This is a genomic window from Streptomyces sp. NPDC001156 (genome assembly GCF_053598275.1).
This window is the reverse complement of record NZ_JBSFJX010000031.1, coordinates 44,814-63,392: the sequence shown is the minus strand read 5'-3', so window position 1 is coordinate 63,392 and position 18,579 is coordinate 44,814. Positions and strand designations below refer to the sequence as shown.

14 protein-coding genes and 3 pseudogenes are annotated in these 18,579 nt (G+C 69.0%); 8 read left to right on the top strand and 9 right to left on the bottom strand.

Annotated features, from left to right (window positions below; genetic code table 11):
- Positions 1-28 precede the first annotated feature (28 nt).
- The 3 genes from ACWDA7_RS17880 to ACWDA7_RS17870 form a co-directional block, all read right to left on the bottom strand.
- Positions 29-1,009, bottom strand: coding sequence for a pirin family protein (locus tag ACWDA7_RS17880; RefSeq protein WP_450605229.1), 981 nt, complete (start codon positions 1,007-1,009; stop codon positions 29-31).
- A 122-nt stretch (positions 1,010-1,131) separates the two neighbouring features.
- A complete protein-coding gene (locus ACWDA7_RS17875; RefSeq protein ID WP_450605228.1) occupies positions 1,132-3,072 on the bottom strand; it encodes a YncE family protein in 1,941 nt (646 codons plus the stop codon).
- A gap of 272 nt (positions 3,073-3,344) precedes the next feature.
- Complete coding sequence (locus ACWDA7_RS17870; RefSeq protein WP_450605227.1) at positions 3,345-3,836, bottom strand: SseB family protein; 492 nt, start codon at positions 3,834-3,836, stop codon at positions 3,345-3,347.
- Positions 3,837-3,978: 142 nt separating this feature from the next.
- On the opposite strand from ACWDA7_RS17870, the gene ACWDA7_RS17865 reads away from it, so the two are divergent.
- From ACWDA7_RS17865 to ACWDA7_RS17855, 3 genes are all read left to right on the top strand, one after another.
- Positions 3,979-5,805: an acyl-CoA dehydrogenase gene (locus ACWDA7_RS17865; protein WP_450605237.1), complete on the top strand. Its 1,827-nt coding sequence runs from the start codon at positions 3,979-3,981 to the stop codon at positions 5,803-5,805.
- Positions 5,806-5,963: 158 nt separating this feature from the next.
- Complete coding sequence (locus tag ACWDA7_RS17860) at positions 5,964-7,313, top strand: M18 family aminopeptidase (RefSeq protein ID WP_450605226.1); 1,350 nt, start codon at positions 5,964-5,966, stop codon at positions 7,311-7,313.
- A 142-nt stretch (positions 7,314-7,455) separates the two neighbouring features.
- Positions 7,456-7,695, top strand: coding sequence for a DUF6458 family protein (locus ACWDA7_RS17855; protein ID WP_359402953.1), 240 nt, complete (start codon positions 7,456-7,458; stop codon positions 7,693-7,695).
- Positions 7,696-8,138: 443 nt separating this feature from the next.
- On the opposite strand, the gene ACWDA7_RS17850 is transcribed toward ACWDA7_RS17855, so the two are convergent.
- Positions 8,139-9,953, bottom strand: a complete 1,815-nt coding sequence (locus tag ACWDA7_RS17850; RefSeq protein WP_450605225.1) for a thioredoxin-like domain-containing protein — start codon at positions 9,951-9,953, stop codon at positions 8,139-8,141.
- A 66-nt stretch (positions 9,954-10,019) separates the two neighbouring features.
- On the opposite strand from ACWDA7_RS17850, the gene ACWDA7_RS17845 reads away from it, so the two are divergent.
- Complete coding sequence (locus ACWDA7_RS17845) at positions 10,020-10,736, top strand: hypothetical protein (RefSeq protein WP_450605224.1); 717 nt, start codon at positions 10,020-10,022, stop codon at positions 10,734-10,736.
- A gap of 186 nt (positions 10,737-10,922) precedes the next feature.
- Here the strand turns inward: ACWDA7_RS17845 and ACWDA7_RS17840 are convergent, their stop codons facing one another.
- From ACWDA7_RS17840 to ACWDA7_RS17830, 3 genes and pseudogenes are all read right to left on the bottom strand, one after another.
- Positions 10,923-11,501, bottom strand: coding sequence for a recombinase family protein (locus tag ACWDA7_RS17840; protein WP_450605223.1), 579 nt, complete (start codon positions 11,499-11,501; stop codon positions 10,923-10,925).
- A gap of 1,279 nt (positions 11,502-12,780) precedes the next feature.
- Entirely contained in the window at positions 12,781-14,316 is a 1,536-nt protein-coding gene (locus tag ACWDA7_RS17835; RefSeq protein ID WP_450605222.1) for a recombinase family protein, read from the bottom strand.
- A 31-nt stretch (positions 14,317-14,347) separates the two neighbouring features.
- Positions 14,348-14,488, bottom strand: a pseudogene (locus ACWDA7_RS17830) (thioredoxin-like domain-containing protein); the annotation flags it as partial.
- Between the two features lie 150 nt (positions 14,489-14,638).
- On the opposite strand from ACWDA7_RS17830, the gene ACWDA7_RS17825 reads away from it, so the two are divergent.
- On the top strand, positions 14,639-14,848 hold the full coding sequence (locus tag ACWDA7_RS17825; protein ID WP_450605221.1) for a hypothetical protein: 210 nt from the start codon (positions 14,639-14,641) through the stop codon (positions 14,846-14,848).
- A 273-nt stretch (positions 14,849-15,121) separates the two neighbouring features.
- Here the strand turns inward: ACWDA7_RS17825 and ACWDA7_RS17820 are convergent.
- Positions 15,122-15,316 (bottom strand): annotated as a pseudogene (locus ACWDA7_RS17820) (cupin domain-containing protein); the annotation flags it as partial.
- On the opposite strand from ACWDA7_RS17820, the pseudogene ACWDA7_RS17815 reads away from it, so the two are divergent.
- Both ACWDA7_RS17815 and ACWDA7_RS17810 read left to right on the top strand, forming a co-directional pair.
- Positions 15,308-15,964: pseudogene (locus ACWDA7_RS17815) on the top strand (helix-turn-helix domain-containing protein); the annotation flags it as partial. The pseudogenes ACWDA7_RS17820 and ACWDA7_RS17815 overlap by 9 nt on opposite strands.
- Positions 15,961-16,455: an LURP-one-related/scramblase family protein gene (locus tag ACWDA7_RS17810; RefSeq protein ID WP_450605220.1), complete on the top strand. Its 495-nt coding sequence runs from the start codon at positions 15,961-15,963 to the stop codon at positions 16,453-16,455. The pseudogene ACWDA7_RS17815 and the gene ACWDA7_RS17810, both read left to right, overlap by 4 nt.
- A gap of 299 nt (positions 16,456-16,754) precedes the next feature.
- Here ACWDA7_RS17810 and ACWDA7_RS17805 read toward each other — a convergent pair whose 3' ends face one another.
- Positions 16,755-17,579, bottom strand: coding sequence for a maleylpyruvate isomerase family mycothiol-dependent enzyme (locus ACWDA7_RS17805; protein WP_450605219.1), 825 nt, complete (start codon positions 17,577-17,579; stop codon positions 16,755-16,757).
- A gap of 178 nt (positions 17,580-17,757) precedes the next feature.
- Between ACWDA7_RS17805 and ACWDA7_RS17800 the strand changes: the two genes are divergently transcribed.
- Positions 17,758-18,558, top strand: a complete 801-nt coding sequence (locus tag ACWDA7_RS17800; RefSeq protein WP_450605218.1) for a carbon-nitrogen family hydrolase — start codon at positions 17,758-17,760, stop codon at positions 18,556-18,558.
- The last annotated feature ends 21 nt before the right edge of the window (positions 18,559-18,579 follow it).

The window sequence follows — 18,579 nt, the reverse complement described above, 5'->3', positions numbered from 1 at the left end:
ACGTCAGGGCCGGTGGAGGCAGGAGAGGTCAGGCGCCCTGCGGCCCCTTCTCGTCCATCCCGTGCACCGCCGGGATCGTGCCGAGGCGCCCCTTCTGGAAGTCCTCGAACGCCTGCTGGAGCTCCTCACGGGTGTTCATCACGAACGGCCCGTAGTGCGCCATCGGCTCACGGATCGGCTGTCCGCCCAGCAGGAGGACCTCGAGGTCCGGCGTGTTGGAGTCCTGCTTCTCGTCCGCGCGGACGGTGATCGAGGAACCCGCGCCGAACACGGCGGTCTGCCCGACGTGGATCGGCCGCCGCTCGGTGCCCACGCTGCCGCGTCCGGCCAAGACGTACGCGAGGCCGTTGAAGTCCTCGCGCCAGGGCAGCGTGACCTCGGCGCCGGGCGCCACGGTCGCGTGGATCAGGCTGATCGGCGTGTGTGTGGTGCCGGGGCCCTGGTGACCGTCCAGCTCACCGGCGATGACGCGCAGGAGGGCGCCGCCGTCGGGAGTCGTCAGCAACTGGACCTGGCCGCCACGGATGTCCTGGTAGCGCGGGGCCATCATCTTGTCCTTGGCGGGCAGGTTGACCCAGAGCTGGATGCCGTGGAACAGGCCGCCGGACACGACGAGCGACTCCGGCGGGGCTTCGATGTGCAGGAGGCCGGAGCCGGCTGTCATCCACTGGGTGTCACCGTTGGTGATGGTGCCGCCACCGCCTTGGGAGTCCTGGTGGTCGAAGATGCCGTCGATGATGTACGTGACGGTTTCGAAGCCGCGGTGGGGGTGCCACGGCGTGCCCTTGGGCTCGCCGGGCGCGTACTCCACCTCGCCCATCTGGTCCATCATGATGAACGGGTCGAGGTGGCGGTAGTGGATTCCGGCGAACGCCCGGCGAACCGGGAAACCCTCGCCCTCGAAGCCGCTGGGCGCGGTCGTGACACCGAGCACGGGACGGGACACCGCGTCGGCGGGCGTGACCACACGGGGCAGGGTCAGCGGGTTCTCGACGGTCACTGCAGGCATGTCGGTACCTCCTTTGTGCTTCCACTTTAGTTGACGATTGAACTTTCTGCCACCCCGCAACGCCGAAAGCCCGGAGGGCATTCCCTCCGGGCTCCCGTCGTCACGCGAGTGCGTCAGTCGCTTCAGTTGCTGAAGTACAGGTACTTCCAGGCGCCGTACGTCGTGGAGTTCACGGTGTCACCGGACGAGCCGTTGACGTACACCGACCGCATCCGCGCCCTGATCCCGGACTCGCCGGGCGCCCCCAGCCGCACGGCCGACTTGCCGCTCGTGCCGAGCGGGAAGTACTCGGAGTCGGCCGAGTACCACCGGCCCTGGTAGTAGACCTCCAGGTCGAAGCGCTGCTTGCGACCCGGGTAGTAGGTCATGGTCGTCGTGAGCAGCGGGTCGGTGCTCTTGTGGAACCAGTAGTACGTCGTCGAGCCGATCTTGGCCGTCTTGTAGTGCCGGGAGACGGCGGTGGAGATCCTGACCCTGGCGTACCCCGTGGACTTCACCGTCCTGGGTGCGAAGCGGGCGTCGCCCTTGAACACCGCGGTGACGGCCGTGTCGCGCGTCATGTCCACGATCGCCGAGATATTACCGCTGGAGTTGACCTTGCCGGTCTTCAGCAGCTTCTTCGGCTTGTCGCCGCCGAAGGGGTCGGCCCAGATCTCGACCGTGCGGTTCTTGTACGTCGAACCGAGGTGCGCGGTGAAGGTGACGTCGGTGCCGTAGTTGTAGAGCTTGCCGTTGTTGTTCAGGGTCAGCGTCGGCGTGGCACGGGAGACCGCGACCTTGTCGGAGGCCGTGACCGAGAAGTGCTCGGCGTCGCCCGCGTAGGTGACCTTGTACGTGACGGTGCCGCCGGCCGGCGGGGTGTCGGTGAAGGAGTAGGTACCGTCCGCCTTCACCGCGACGGGCGTGAGCGCCTTGCCGCTGGGGGTCTCCAGGTCGGTGCGGGTGACCGCGAGCTTCACGCCGCTCGGCAGCGGCACCGTCGCCGACAGCTTGCCGGTCACGGTGAGCTGCTTGGCACGGGTCGCCGTGGACGGGGCGTTCACCGTCAGCGTCGGGTTGTTCACCGTCGGTTGGGTGAGCACCTTGAGGCTGTAGCCGCTGCCCGTCCCCACGAGCGCGAAGATCCGTGAGGAGTCCGGGGCCCATGCAAGGTCGGCCGTGCCGGAGCTGCTGGTGGTGTAAGTGCGCACCGGCTGGGCGGCGTTGGCGCGGTAGACCGCCACCTTGTCACCGGCGACCTGGGCGACCAGGCCGCTCGTGGAGACGTCGGCGCGCTGCCCCGAGGGGTAAGCGCCGGCGGCGGTGAACTTCCCGTCGGCGTAGGCGTCCCGCTGCGTGCCGTTGACCAGCACCTGCGGGGCGCCGGGAACGAGGTCGATGTCCCCGATGCCGTCGTTCAAGGTGTAGTCGCCGTCGTACCAGGCGGTCAGCTGCGGTGTGCCGCCGGAGACGTCGACGACGGCCATCGAGTCGGTGGAGAGGCCGGTCTCTCCGACGGCCAGCAGCCCTGGCGTGTTCGGGTCGGTGTCGAGGAGTGCCTGGCCCCAGACCCCGGGGTAGGGCTGTGGGAACTGCCCGAGCGTCACCGGGTCCGTTCCGCTCGCCGGGTCCACCGCCGGATCGACCGAGCCGAGGTCGCCGTCCCACTGGTCGCCGTAGGTGAACCAGACCTTGCCGCCGGCGAAGGCGACATGGCGCGGGCCCGTGTCGGTGGCGACGGTGTACCGCGCCTTGACGTCGAGGGTGGCCGCGTCGAGGGCCACGATCTCGTGGCTGCTCGGCACCGCCGCATACAAGGTGGCGCCGTCGTCGGACACCGCCAGGTCGGAGACCGTGCCGAGGCCGTTCACCGAGTCGACGGCGGTCCCGGAGAAGTCGGCGGCCACGACGGTCCCGGACGCGCTGTCGCCGACGAAGACCCGGCCGAGGGCACCATCCACGACGATGCCGCCGGGCGAGGAAACGGTGGCGGCGGCGGCCGAGGCGGAGCCCGTCGCGACAGCGCTCAGCGCGACCGAGCTGAAGAGGACCGCGAGCGCCGTCGCGGCCGAGGTGCTGCGCATACGCACAGTGATGGAACCCCCCACATGAGATCCCGGGGTCGCCGGGAGATGAGAGCGCCGCGCGGCACCCGGACGTAACCGCATGAGGGCGGTGGCGTGCGGGGCGCGGCTGCCGGAGGGAACTCTATGGCATGGCCGTGACAAGCGCCGAGGGGATTATCCGGGAGCCCCGAGCCGCTCGGCCCGGCGCGGACGCGTCTGCTCAGCAGTGGCGTCCAAGCCGTCTGCGCGCGATGGCGGCGTCCAGCCGTCCGCGCAGCGATGGCAGCCGTCTAGCCGTACATGCGCCGCATCGCGAACTCCACCATCTGCTCGACCGCCTTCGCGTCGAAGACCATCCGGTGCTCCCCCTCCATGTCGAGGACGAACCCGTATCCGGTCGGCAGCAGGTCGATGACCTCGGCGCCGGTGATCACGAAGTACTTGGACTCCTTGCCCGCGTACCGGCGCAGCTCCTTGAGCGTGGTGAACATCGGGATCACGGGCTGCTGGGTGTTGTGCAGCGCCAGGAATCCCGGGGTGTCACCGCGCGGGCAGTACACCTTGGACGTCGCGAAGATCTGCTGGAAGTCCTCGGCGGCCATCGACCCCGTGGTGAACGCCCGGACCGCGTCCGCGAGCGACGGCGGCGACGGCTCCGGATACAGCGGCGGCTGCTGGGCGTATCCGCCGGGCATCTGCCCGCCCGGCATCTGCTGCCCGGGCATCTGCTGCTGCGGCGGAGCGTACTGCTGCTGCTGACCCGCGTTCTGATAGCCGTACATGCCCCAAAGAGTAGTGGGCCACATAAGGCCGTCGGGGGTTGATTCTTATTACCGACGGGTAGCATCATCGGTGCTACTAGTTGGTACGTGAACAAGATGCGAGGATCAAGTGCCTCGCCGATCCCTCTACGGAGCCGTCGCCATGGGGCACTACAAGCCGAATCTCCGCGACATCGAGTTCAACCTCTTCGAAGTACTCGGGCGCGACAAGCTGTACGGCACCGGCCCGTTCGCCGAGATGGACACGGACACCGCGAAGAGCATCCTCGAGGAGCTCACCCGCCTGTCGGAGAACGAGCTGGCGGAGTCCTTCGCGGACGCCGACCGCAACCCGCCCGTCTTCGACCCCGAGACGAACACCGCCCCGGTCCCGGCGTCCTTCAAGAAGAGCTACAAGGCCTTCATGGACTCCGAGTACTGGCGCCTCGGCCTGCCGGAGGAGATCGGCGGCACCACCGCCCCGCCGTCCCTGATCTGGTCGTACGCGGAGCTGATCCTCGGCTCGAACCCCGCGATCTGGATGTACTCCTCCGGCCCGGCGTTCGCCCGCATCCTCTTCGAGGAGGGCACCGAGGCCCAGAAGAAGATCGCATCGATAGCCGTCGAGAAGACCTGGGGCTCCACCATGGTGCTCACCGAGCCGGACGCCGGCTCGGACGTCGGCGCCGGGCGCACCAAGGCGATCCAGCAGGAGGACGGCTCCTGGCACATCGAGGGCGTGAAGCGCTTCATCACCTCCGGTGAGCACGACATGGAGGAGAACATCCTCCACTACGTCCTGGCCCGCCCCGAGGGCGCCGGCCCCGGCACCAAGGGCCTGTCCCTCTTCCTCGTCCCGAAGTACCTCTTCGACTTCGAGACCGGCGAGCTGGGCGAGCGCAACGGCGTCTACGCCACCAACGTCGAGCACAAGATGGGCCTGAAGGCCTCCAACACCTGCGAGATGACCTTCGGCGACCGCCACCCCGCCAAGGGCTGGCTGATCGGCGACAAGCACGACGGCATCCGACAGATGTTCCGCATCATCGAGTTCGCCCGCATGATGGTCGGCACGAAGGCGATCTCCACCCTGTCCACCGGCTACCTGAACGCGCTGGAGTACGCCAAGGAGCGCGTCCAGGGTCCGGATCTGGCCAACTTCATGGACAAGGCCGCCCCCAAGGTCTCCATCACGCACCACCCCGACGTCCGCCGCTCGCTGATGACGCAGAAGGCGTACGTCGAGGGCATGCGCGCCCTCGTCCTCTACACCGCCTCCGTCCAGGACGCGATCGCGGTCAAGGAGGCGAACGGCGAGGACGCCGCCACCGAGCACGCCCTGAACGACCTGCTCCTGCCGATCGTCAAGGGCTACGGCTCCGAGAAGGGCTACGAGCAGCTCGCCCAGTCGCTCCAGACCTTCGGCGGCTCCGGCTTCCTGCAGGAGTACCCGATCGAGCAGTACATCCGCGACGCCAAGATCGACACCCTGTACGAGGGCACCACCGCGATCCAGGGCCAGGACTTCTTCTTCCGGAAGATCGTCCGCAACCAGGGCGCCGCGCTGAACTCGCTCGCCGAGGACATCAAGAAGTTCCTGGCGATCGGCACCGGCGGCGAGGAGCTGGCCACAGCGCGCGAGCACCTCGCCAAGGCGGCCGTCGAGCTGGAGGCCATCGTCGGCCTGATGCTGACCGACCTGGCGGCCACCGAGCAGGACGTCAAGAACATCTACAAGGTCGGCCTGAACACCACCCGCCTGCTGCTGGCCTCCGGTGACGTCGTCGTCGGCTACCTGCTGCTGAAGGGTGCCGCGGTCGCCGCCGAGAAGCTCGGGACGGCCTCCGCCAAGGACAAGACGTTCTACACCGGCAAGATCGCGGCGGCGAAGTTCTTCGCGGCCAACGTCCTGCCGGGCGTCACCCTGGCCCGCAAGGTGGCCGAGGGCGTCGACCTGGACCTGATGGAGCTGGACGAGGCCGCGTTCTAGGACGCACCCGCCGACCGCGGGTCCCCGCACCGCCGGCGTCCGGTGCGGGACTGACCGGACTCTGACCGTCCGGTCAGTCCCGGCCCTCCACATCCTCCTTACGAGGGCCCGCTCCCGATCACCGGGAGCGGGCCCTCGTCCGTCGTTAAGGTGAAGACATGAGTAGCAGCTCCCGCCCGACGCCCCCCGCCACCCCGGCGCGTGGCGCTTCTCGCGCATCTCTCACCTTCGATCGCGCCCACACCGACGACCTCATGTCCTTCCTGGCCGCGAGCCCCTCGCCCTACCACGCCGTGGCGAACACCGCCGAGCGGCTGGAGAAGGCCGGCTTCCGGCAGGTCGCCGAGACGGACGCCTGGGACGGGACCAGCGGCGGCAAATACGTGCTTCGCGGGGGCGCGATCGTCGCCTGGTACGTCCCCGAGGGCGCCGACCCGCACACCCCCTTCCGGATCCTGGGCGCCCACACCGACTCCCCGAACCTGCGGGTCAAGCCCCGACCGGACAGCGGCGCGCACGGCTGGCGGCAGGTCGCGGTGGAGATCTACGGCGGCCCACTGCTCAACTCCTGGCTGGACCGTGACCTGGGCCTCGCGGGCCGGCTGTCGCTGCGCGACGGCTCGACCCGCCTGGTGAACATCGACAGACCGCTGCTGCGCGTACCGCAGCTGGCCGTCCATCTGGACCGCTCGGTCTCCACCGAGGGCCTGAAGCTCGACAAGCAGCGCCACCTCCAGCCCATCTGGGGCCTGGGCGACGACGTACGGGACGGCGATCTGATCGCCTTCCTGGAGGAGGAACTCGGCCTGGCCGCCGGCGAGGTGGCGGGCTGGGACCTGATGACCCACTCCGTGGAACCGCCGTCCTACCTCGGCCGCGACAAGGAGCTGGTGGCCGGCCCGCGGATGGACAACCTGCTGTCCGTGCACGCGGCCGCCGCGGCGCTGGCGGCCGTCGCCACCTCCGACGTCGCCCTCTCGTACATCCCGGTCCTCGTCGCCTTCGACCACGAGGAGAACGGCTCCCAGTCGGATACCGGCGCCGACGGCCCGCTGCTCGGATCCGTGCTGGAACGCTCGGTGTTCACCCGGGGCGGCTCGTTCGAGGACCGGGCGCGCGCCTTCGCCGGCTCGGTCTGTCTGTCCTCCGACACCGGACACGCCGTCCACCCCAACTACGCGGAACGGCACGACCCGACGCACCATCCGCGGGCGGGCGGCGGCCCCATCCTCAAGGTGAACGTCAACAACCGCTACGCCACGGACGGTTCGGGACGCGCCATCTTCGCCGCGGCCTGCGACAAGGCCGGCGTCCCCTTCCAGTCGTTCGTCTCGAACAACTCGATGCCCTGCGGCACGACCATCGGCCCCATCACGGCGGCCCGTCACGGCATCAAGACGGTCGACATCGGCGCGGCGATCATCTCGATGCACAGCGCCCGTGAACTGTGCGCCGCCGACGACCCGTTCCTGCTCGCGAACGCGCTGGTGGCGTTCCTGGAGGGCTGACACCCCGCAGCCGCCCCGGCCCCGGCCCGGCCCCGGGCGAGGGCCCTCGCACGCCCGAGCGATCGGTCCGGCATGCCTTCCACTCGCCCGGGTACTCGGGTGCGGGGACGGAAGGACCGGACCCACAGGGAGGGCAGGACTCATGGGCCTGGGCGGATGCATCATCCTGATCGCCGTGGGGGCCATCCTCGCGTTCGCGACCGACTGGCACATGAACGGGGTCAATCTGCATCTGGTCGGCGTCATCTTCATGATCGCCGGACTGATCGGAGTCGCCACCTTCAGCAGCATCTACCGCCGCCGGCGAGTGGTGGTGCCGTCCGCACCGGTGGTCGAGGAGGAACGGCACCGCCGGGAGTACGGCGACGGGTACGGAATCTAGTCCCGGACCAGGCCGGCCCCACCCGGCCTGCGCCGCTTCCCAGCGGGCCCGCCGCACGTGTTGGCGACCTGCGCCACGTCCGGGCGGGCCAGCCCCGCGTGTTGGCCGCCCGCACCGCGTGCCGGCGCCAGACCCGCATGCCGGCGGCCGGCGCCACTTCCCAGCCGGGCGTGAACCCGGTATGTCGGCGGACTGCGCCACGTCCGGGCGGGCCACCCCGCGCGCGTTGGCGGGCTGTGCCACATCCCGGCGGCTCAGCCCCGCATGTCGGTGGCCCGGGCCACTTCCCAGCGGGCCTGCCCCGCGTGTCGACGGCCCGCGCCCGTCCCGGCGGGCCAACCCCGCATATCGGCCGGCCCGCGCCACGTCGCGGCGGGGCCGTAACCGGGTACCGGCGGCCTACCCCGGTTCTCGGCAGGGCATGAACCGGGCGCGCCGGCGGCCTACTCCTCGTCCATGCCCGCCAGCACCAGCGGGAGCCGGGTCGCCCCGCCTTCCGTGAGGCGGACCGGGACGCCCCAGTCCTGCTGGTGGACGTGGCACGCCGGGTACTCATTGGCCGGGTCGTCGTCGCAGGACGCGGCCATCGCCGAGATATGCAGGACACCCTCCGGTATGGACGGGTCCAGTTCGAGGTCGCGCCCAAGGTCCGTGTCCGCGCCCTCGCCCTTCAGCAGCAGCTCGGGCGGGGTCGAGGAGACCAGCAGGCGGGTCGAGGGGCCGTAGCGCGTGTCCAGCTTCTGACCGGCCGGGGCCTGGAAGATCACGTCCAACCGGAGCTTGCCGGGCGCGACTTCGGTCGCCGCGCGCTGGGTGCGGTGGGCCACCGATGCGACCTGGACCGCCTCTTCGGGCAGTCGCAGCCGGGTCAGCCGGTGGCGGGCCGACTCCACGACCACGATGTCCTCGCCGACCAGCACGGCGTCCGACGGCTCCCGCAGATCCGTCGCCAGCGTGCTCACCTCTCCCGTCGCCGGGTCGTAGCGGCGCAGCGCGTGGTTGTAGGTGTCGCTGACCGCCACCGAACCGTCCGGCAGGGCGGTCACACCCAGCGGGTGCTGCAGCAACGCCTGTCCGGCCGCGCCGTCGCGGTGCCCGAAGTCGAACAGTCCCGTGCCGACGGCCGTGTGCACCGCGCCGTCCCGGTCCACCCAACGCAGGGCGCTCGTCTCGGAGTCGGCCAGCCAGAGGCGCTCCCCGTCGACGGACGCCGCGAGTCCCGAAGGCTGCGCGAACCAGGCCTCGGCACCGGCACCGTCCACCAGCCCTTCGTTGGTGGTGCCCGCCGCCACCGCGACCGTGGCCGTCCGCGGGTCGTACGTCCACAGCTGGTGCACCCCCGCCATGGCGATCCAGACCAGGTCGCCGAAGACCGCCACGTCCCACGGCGAGGACAGGTCCACCTCCCGGGCGGGACCGGACGTCGGCGAGCCCTGCCACCACTGCTTGCCGGTGCCTGCGAGCGTAGTGACCTCGCCGGTCGCCAGGTCCAGGCGGCGCAGCGCGTGGTTCACGGTGTCGGCCACGACCACCGCGCCCTCCTCCAGCAGCGCCAGGCCCTGCGGCTCGTTGAAGCTCGCCGCGTCCGCCGGGCCGTCCGCGAAGCCCCGCACACCGGAGCCGATCCGGCGCACGACCGTCTCGCCGTCCGCCGCCAGCTCCACCAGCTGGTGCCGGGTGGTGTCGCTGACCAGGAAGGTTCCGGACGGGAGCAGGAGCGCCTTGCCCGGGAACCGGAGGGTCGTGGGCTCGGGCTCCGGCGCCACGTACGGACCGTCGCCGCGGCGCAGCGTGCCCTTCGCGGAGTGCTCCTCCTCCAGTTCCTCCACGAGCCGCGCTATCGCGTGCGCGTGACCCTCGCCCGCGTGCTGCGCGACCACATACCCCTCCGGGTCGATGACCACGAGCGTCGGCCAGGCACGGACGGCGTACTGCTTCCAGGTGGCGAGCTCGGGGTCGTCGAGCACCGGATGCTCGACCCCGTACCGCTCGACCGCGTCCACCACCGCCTGGTGTTCCGCCTCGTGGACGAACTTCGGTGAGTGCACGCCGATGATCACCACCGTGTCGCGGTGCTTCTCCTCCAGCTCGCGCAGCTCGTCCAGGACGTGCAGGCAGTTGATGCAGCAGAACGTCCAGAAGTCTACGACGACGCACTTACCTCGCAGGTCCGCAAGGGAGAGATTTTCGCCGCCGGTGTTCAGCCAGCCGCCCTTGCCGATCAACTCGGGAGCGCGGACACGTACACGTGAAGCCATACCCCCATCCAACCGCACGGGCTGTGGAAGCATTCCATGTGGGCCTGGGACAGGGGAGGGACAGAGTTGGCTGTTGACGGAGACGAGACGGCTGCGAGAGGCGCGGGGAGCGCCGCGCAAGGGTTCATGGCACTGCCAGGGCGCACGGAGGACGGGAGGCAGCCGTTCCTGAAGTGCCTGGCGGACGTGGTTCGGGTTCTAAGGCTCGATGTCGCCCCCGAGTCAGACGCTGGTGATGAGCGGCAGTGGCAACACCAAGTGCGCAGTGCCTTGCGCGAGGCATGCCGCCAAGAGTTGGTGCTGCCCGAGGCGTCCTTCGGCGTCCTCATGAAGGCTGCGGTCTATGACCCGGACCCGAGCTTCAACCGCCAGTTCGTTGAGCCGGCTCTGAATGCCTTCGGATACCGACGCGTCCGCTCAGCGCTGCTGGACTATCTGCGGACGGGAACCAACCAAGAGCGGGCAGGTGCTGCGCGGGCTTGGTACTGGTCGGCGCTGCCGCTTCGGCTCTCCAAAGTCAGGGCAGAGGACCCAGACGTCGGAAGCCAGGCAGAGGCCGACGACAGGTCTGTCACGGTGGGTGAGTGGTATGAGGCTGCGCTCCGAGAGTTCGTGAGTAACGAGCACCTCGACGTTCGGCGCTGCATTCTCCCCGGACTGCCGCTCCGGAAGTCGGCGTACCCGCCTGAGCTGCATGACCTCGTGGAAGCGGCAGTGATGATCGCCCGATCGCATCCAGACGAGTACATCCGTCACCGCGTGGAGCACCAGATCCGTGGTTGATGAGCTGTTGTGGGTCATGGCTACGACCTTGGCCGACCCCCAGGTCGTAATTTCGCAGCGATGTACGCGCGCATGGGGGCCGGGTCCATGGGGCGCTCTCGCCCAGAGATTGACCCACCCCCCATGCCCAGACATGCGAAAGACTGTCCACCACGACGGGTAGACGGTCTCTCGATTGGGGCCGGGTCATTCCGCGTCGGCAAGCGCCCGGTACAGCGTCGCGCGGGACACGTTGAGCGCCTTGGCAATGGCTGTGACGCTCTCTCCCTTGGCCCTACGCGCCTTGGCCGCAGCGAGCTTGTCAGCATCCATGACGGTGGGGCGCCCACCGGTCCGACCCTGCGCCTTTGCAGCGTCCAGCCCGGCGCGGGTTCGCTCAACGATCATGTCTCGCTCCAGCTCCGCGAAGGCAACCATCATCGTGAAGAAGAACTTTCCCTCACCCTTCGGGGAGTAGCTACCGGCCAGCGTGCCCGTCAGAATTCGCAGCGCGATCCCCCGGGCGTGTAGATCCTCGGCGATCGTGAGCACGTCCTTTGTGGAACGGCCCAACCGGTCCAACTTCCACACGGTGAGGGTGTCGCCCTCCCGCATGTAGTCGAGAGCAGCGAGCAGCCCGGCACGGTCGGCGTTCTTGCCCGACGCCTTGTCCTCGAAGATGCGGGCGCACCCTGCCTCGCTCAGCGCGTCCGCCTGAAGCTGCGCATCCTGCGCGTTGGTGCTCACTCGCTGGTAACCGATCAGCGTGCCCGTGTTCGTCGTCATGACCTGATCGTCTCAAAACTCGTCTCACAACGCCAGAGGTTTCGAGCACGTTTTGAGACGCGTTTTGAACACTCCGATGTCCCATTCGCCCTACCGACCCCGGCGTCTCAATAACCATCGTTTGATGGACGCCCCGCCGACCGTCACGCTCAGCGACTCCCCACGCAAACGCCCCGATCAGCCATGCGAAGGTTTCCTCTCCCTGCCGCTCTGGCGTAGGGCGGAGGCGGGGTCACCCCCTGGGGTCGGCATCCGGTAGCGCCACGCCGCGCCAACCCTCGTACCCCGAAAGCTTCCGGCGTGCACCGAAGCGCTTATCCATCGCAGCGAACAAGGCACGCTTGCCCGTTACCGTGCCCAGAGAGCGAGACAAGACCGGTTCCGCAGTGGCGAAGGCTTCCCAGACAGCAGACGTGCGGACGTGCACACTGTGCGGCGCAGTACCCAGACGCCTGACCCACGCGGCAGGATCATTCAGCGAAGCGCGGAAAGCATCGAACTGTGAAGCCAGCGAAAGGAGTTGAGTAGCGCGAGCGTCGGAAGCGGACTCGATCTCAGACGCCACAGTGCGTATGTCACGCACCATGGCGGGAGCAATGTGGGCAGAGGCGGGGATGGCTTCAAGGTCACGGGCCAACCCGTTGGCCACGTCCGTGTGCCACTGCTTGTCGTCTGGATCGGTCGCATGGAAGGCAGCGAAACGCGCATCATACATATGTCGCCGTAGCTCCTCGCGGCGCCCTGCGTCCGACTCGGCGGCGTCCAGCCCCGTTGCTACAGCGCGCAGCCACTCACCTATGCCGCGCCGGATCAACGGCCAATCCCGCCACTCCCCGCCTGGCGTCGTCCACTGCGCCCCCGACCATACGAACGGCAGGGACATTCCGGCCCTGTCGGCGTGCCACGCTGCAGTCTCCAGTGCGCGGCGAGCGGTCACGTCATCGATGTACTTACCCAAAGTCCTCAAATCCTCTTACGAGTGATGTTTCAGCCCTTATCGCCCCCGCTGTCTTGCAAGCCAGGTGGTCAAAGGTGGCTCAGTGACCACCCAACGGGTGGCCGTAGAGAGTAACAAACGGCCTGGTCAACCGCTGGTTAGGTGAATAGAGAGGAGTAAAAATCATCCCGCTGTAGAAGGAACGGGGAACCAGTCTCATCATCGTCATTCGTCACCGCGTCACCGTGCGAACCCCACGGGGCGCAGACGCTCCCAGGAACGCCAAACGGCCCGCCGCCGGGGGTGACCGACACCGGGCCGTGAAGGCGCTCAGAGGGACGTCTACTCGCTGACGTCCGCCCACTCGATCGTTACGCGATCCTCGCCAACGAAACGGGCACCTCGCCTGCCCTTGCTGATTACCACACGGTCTATCGCCAAGGTCAGCCGGTCGCGTCGGTCAGGGACCTCGGAGACTTCCCACGCCTCCCGCAACAGCTCACCGTCCAGCATGGGCGAGATGTCCACAGCCGGCGTCGGCAGCTTCTCCAAGTCGGCGCGCAATCCCTCGATGCGCCCTCGCAGGCGAGCGGCAAGGCGGGTGTACCGCTCCACGGCGTCCGGCCCGTCGAACTCGCCACGGACGTACCTGGCGTCCTCCAAGTCGGCGAGCCGTGCCTCCTCGTCGCTGATCTCAGCGGTGATCGCGTCCCGCTTGGCGAACGTCTCAGGGTCCGCACGGTGGACCCATCTGTCCGCGATGGCAACAAGCAGCGGATCGTCCGGCTCAAGCGCAGGCAGCCGCGTAAGAAACCGCTCGGTCACGTGCTCGTCCACCAGGTCAGCGAGAGCCGACGCACCCGGGCACTGATTGCCCGCTCGGCGCGCCATGCACTGGTATGAGCCGCCTACGCGGTGCATACGGCGTCCGCATCCGGGCACACCGCAGAAGATCAGGCCCGTCAGCAGCGCGGAACCCTCAGGCTTGGGGCGCCTCTTGCCAGCATGCGGGTAGGTACGCGACTCCAGTTGCTTGGAGATCAGCTCTCGTTCCCCGACCGTGATGATCCCCTCGCCAATCGAGACGGTGTCCAGCGTCTCGGGATCGCGATACGGAACCACCCGACTGCCGTACTTGCGGGTGCCGTCCGCTGCTTCGGTGTACTCGGTCTGAGGCATCAGCCCGGCGAACGCCGGAGAGCGTAGAAGCTGCATGATGCTCGCCGCGTTCCACTGGCGACCGCGCGGGGACTCTATTTCGTGGCTGTTGAGCAGCCGGGCAATATTGACCAGCGAGGTACCGGCCAGCGCCTCATCGGCTATCAGCCGGGCGTACACAGCCGTCCCGGGGTCGTGGGCCAGCTGCTTGGTGCTGGGATCGACCACGAGCCCGTAAGGCGGCTGACCGCCGATCCACTGCCCCTTGGAACGCAGGTACCGCTTCGCGTTGCTGACGCGGGTGCCGATGTTGCGCGACTCCGAGCGGGCAAGCTCAGCAAGCAGAGCAATCGTGACTCGGGCGCTGTCGTTCGACGTGTCGAGTCCGTCCACCACCGAGACGAGCCGTCCGCCGACGCGGGAAATGTTGTCGAGAGCGGCGCCGACTTCCCCGATGCCCTTGCGGGAGAGCCGGTCGAGCTTCCAGACCAGCAGCGTGCCGACGACACCAGCCGTGACGGCTGCCAGCGCGGCGTCGAAGCCCTTGCGAGTGACCGACTTGTAGCCGGAGCGCCCACGGTCAATGTGGACCTTGCGCACCGTGAGCCCGTTGCGTTCCGCCCACGCCCGGCAGTCGGCTTCCTGGCGCTCGATGGCGGTCTTGCCGTCCCTGTCCAGCGACAGGCGTAGGTACAGGTCGGCAAGCGTGTGATGGTGCACGGCGTCCTCCGGAAGTTCAGTGCATCGTAGTGAACTTCCAGAAATCGAGGATGACGATGCGTCCTCGCAGGTCGGCGAGGCTGTACTGTTCACCGCCCGTGTTCAGCCAGCCACCCTTGCCGATCAGCTCGGGGGCGCGGACACGGACGCGACGCGGTGTGGAGTCGTTCATGCGTCAAGAGTGCCATCCGCGCCGGTGAAGCCACGGAGCCTGTGGATAACTTCGGTGACGTACGGTGGCCACAGAATCACGGGATGCGTTCGCGCCATCACCGAGAGATGCTCGACGCACACAGGGGGGCCACTGTAAGGGAGCAGTTCCATGCCACGAGACATCGACGACCAGACGCACCGCCGCGACCGTGAACGCGAGCACGGTGAGATCTCCGGCGAGGAGAAGCGCAACCGGGACCGGCGCGACCCCGAGACGAACGGGTCCCACCTGTCGGACCCCGACATGCGCCGTGACCGCAACGACGGGCGCACGTCGTGGGACGACGACGAGGACGACACGCAGGAGGGCTACCGGTAGACCCGGCCCCGGTCCCTCGGCGGACCGTCAGCGGCCCCACAGTGGCCCGCACACGAGTCCCCCGCCGCTCCGGCGGGGGACTCACTCGTTCGCTCCCGGCGCCCGGCAGGCCGCTTCCGGGCCGGTCTCGCGTTCCCGGGTCCGTACGCGTCCCGGGCCCCGCCCCGTTCCCGGGTCCGTACGCGTTCCGGGCCCCGCCCCGGTCCCGAACCAGTTCGCCCTTCCCCACTCGGGCCTTGGCCCTTGGCCTCTGGCCTTTGGTCCCAGCCCTGGTCAGGTCAGCGCATGTCCCGTCGTCGCGTCCACGTGGTCCGGGACGTCCTCGTGGCGGTCGCCGACCGTCATGGTGCCGGTGGGTTCGAACAGCAGGATCGACGCTCCGGTGGGGGCGGACGGCTTGTGCTCCGTGCCGCGCGGGACCGTGAAGACCGAACCCTTGGCCAGCGTGACCGTGCGTTCTGCTCCGGGGCGTTCACCATCGCGGAAGCCGGGCTGCTCGACGGACGCCGGGCGGCCTGCCACTGGATGTGGGCCGATACGTTTCGGGTGCGGTTTCCGCAGGTCAGGCTGGAGCCGGATGTGCTGTTCGTGGACGACGGCGACATCCTGACCGCCTCCGGGAGCGCCTCGGCGCTCGACCTCGGGCTGCACGTCGTGCGCCGCGACCATGGCGCCGAGATCGCGAACGCCGTCTCCCGGCGGCTGGTCTTCGCGGCACATCGCGACGGCGGGCAGCGGCAGTTCGTGGAGCGGCCGGTGCCCGAGGTGCCGGACGAGTCGCTCGCCCCGTTGCTCGCCTGGGCGCAGGAGCGCCTGGGTGAGCCGCTCAGCGTCGCGGACCTCGCGGCGCGCGCCGCGGTGAGCCCCGCCACCCTGCACCGCCGCTTCCGTGCGCAACTGGGCACCACCCCGCTGGCCTGGCTGACCGGAGAGAGGGTCGCTCTCGCGTGCCGGCTGATCGAGCGCGGGGAGGAGCGGCTGGACGTGGTCGCCGCGCGCAGTGGCCTCGGCACGGCCGCCAACCTGCGGGCACGGCTGCGGCGTGAGACCGGGCTGAGCCCATCGGCCTACCGACGGCGTTTCGGGCCCGCCGCGGGGGAACCTTTCCTCGTATGAGACTCCTGGTACGCGACCGGCTCCTCGGCTTCGGTGACGACTACTGGATCGAGGACCAGCACGGCAACAAGGTGTTCCTGGTCGACGGCAAGGCGATGCGGCTGCGGGACACCTTCGAGCTCAAGGACACGCAGGGGCGGGTCCTGATCGACATCCATCAGAAGATGTTCGCCCTGCGCGACACAATGATTATCGAACGCAACGGCGACCCGCTGGCCACGATCAAGCGCAAGCGCCTGTCCCTGCTGCGCAACCACTACCGCGTCTCGCTGGTGGACGGGACGGAACTCGACGTCAGCGGCAAGATCCTCGACCGCGAGTTCGCCATCGACTACGACGGGGAGCTGCTCGCGCAGATCTCCCGCCGCTGGCTGCACGTCCGCGAGACGTACGGCCTCGACATTGTGCGCGACGACGCCGACCCGGCCCTGATGATCGCGGTGGCGGTGTGCGTGATCCACCTGGCGGAGAAGGAGCGGGAGGGGGACTGAGCCGCTCGGCCGTGGGCGCCTGAGCTCACGCGATCTCCCACGACCCGGAGTCGCGCCCACACGGCGTCCGGGCCCATGCTGTATCCGGGCCCACACAGAGATCAGGTCCTCACAGCGATCGGGCGACACGAAGACCGGCCCGCCTGAGGTGTGGGCCCCGCCGATGTGCGGGCCACCACGGTGTACCGGCCTGTGCGTTGTCAGGGCCCGGCATGTCCCTATCCGTGCCCGGCCCTGGCTGTTCCCAGCCCTCCCCGTGCCCGGCCGACGCCGGGCGGCTCGCTCCCGTGGGCCCGGGTCTACTTTGTCACGGCGAACGCCATCAGGATCGCCGCCGTCAGCTCCGGGTCGCCCTCCGCCTTGATGCGGTCCGCGACCAGGTCCGCGGTGATCCGGCCGCAGGCAAGACCCACATAGGTCTCCCAGTCGAGCGTGAGCGCCACCCTCGGGCCCAGCGAGGGTGTGCCGTCGACCGAACCGCGGCCCTCCGCGTCGACCCGCACCGTGCGCATGAACTCGACGGGGCCGTGCACATCGAAGACGATCGCCGAACCGGCGGGTGCCTTCGCCTCCTCGGCGACGACCTTCGGCAGCGCTGCCACCAGCTCGTCCCGCGCGATGTACGCGCCGGGCGAGTCCAGGTTCCCCGGCCGACGCAGCGCCGTGCGGAGATCCTGCTCGTGCACCCACACGTCGAACGCGCGGTACCGCATGGCCTCTTCGAGAGTCTGCTCGGTGCCGAGCGGGCCGCGCATCTTGGTGCCCGGGTCCCGCGACTCGTTCCGCAGCTGGCGGTTGCGGCGGATGATCGTGTACTCCAGCTCGGACGTCATCTCGGGCGCCGTGTGGTGGCGGCGGACGTCGACCTGCATCTCCATGTAGCGCTGGTGCTCGGTCTTGACGTGGAACAGGTCGCGCGGGAGCGTGTGGATCGGCCGGGGATCCCCGAGCATTTCGCAGTCCATGCCGATGACGTGGGAGACCACGTCGCGCAGCGACCAGCCGGGGCAGGGCGTGCGTCGGTTCCACTCGCTGTCCGCGAGCGGCTGCACCAGCTCGGATATCGCTTCGATGGAGTGGGTCCAGGCGTCGGCGTAGGGCTGAAGAGTGGGATGCAGACTCACGGAACGGGGCCCCTCGGGCGGTCGGTGCACGGGCGGTTGTGACGGCAGTGGCGATGGGCGGCGACTGTCGCGGGTGTCTTGGAACGTTAAGTTACGCTGCTCTGAGGCACCCCGGCAGGGCTTTCGTGTGACGATCGTAGGCCCGAAAAGACGGCTCGAATGCCAGGACGGTGGTACTGTGCGCGCCTCCCTCATCCAATTCCGGGTAGAAGACAACGAATCGGTCGATTCACGCCGCCGACGGGCCGCCTCACTGGTAAGGGATCAAGCCGAAGTCGATCTGGTGGTGCTGCCCGAGCTCTGGACGACCGGGGCGTTCGCCTACGAGCAGTTCGGGTCCGAGGCGGAGCCGCTCGAAGGGCCGACCTACGAGGTCATGGCCAAGGCGGCGAGCGACGCGGGCGTGTGGCTGCACGCCGGGTCGATCCCCGAGCGCGACCCCGAAGGCCCGATCTACAACACGTCTCTCATCTTCTCCCCCTCCGGTGAACTGGCCACCTTCTACCGCAAGATCCACCGCTTCGGCTTCGACAAGGGCGAGGCCGTCCTGATGGGCGCGGGGACCGAGCCGGTGACGGTGCCTCTGCCGGAGACGACCGTCGGCGTGGCCACCTGCTACGACCTCCGCTTCCCCGAGCTCTTCCGCTCGCTCGTGGACGCGGGGGCCGAGACGATCGTGATCCCGGCGGGCTGGCCGGAGCGCCGCCGGTCCCACTGGACGCTGCTGGCCCAGGCGCGGGCGGTCGAGAACCAGGCTTACGTCCTTGCCTGTGGAACGGCCGGGACGCACGCCGGGGTTCCGCAGGCGGGTCACTCGATCGTGGTAGATCCCTGGGGCGACGTCCTCGCCGAGGCGGGCGCCGACGAGGAGGTCCTCACGGTGGAGTTCGATCCGGCGAGGGTCGCGGCCACCCGGGAGCAGTTCCCGGCGCTGAAGGACCGTGTACTGGGCCTGGAGCGGCCGCGCCGCCGTCCGTAACCGGCGACGGCGAAGCCACGG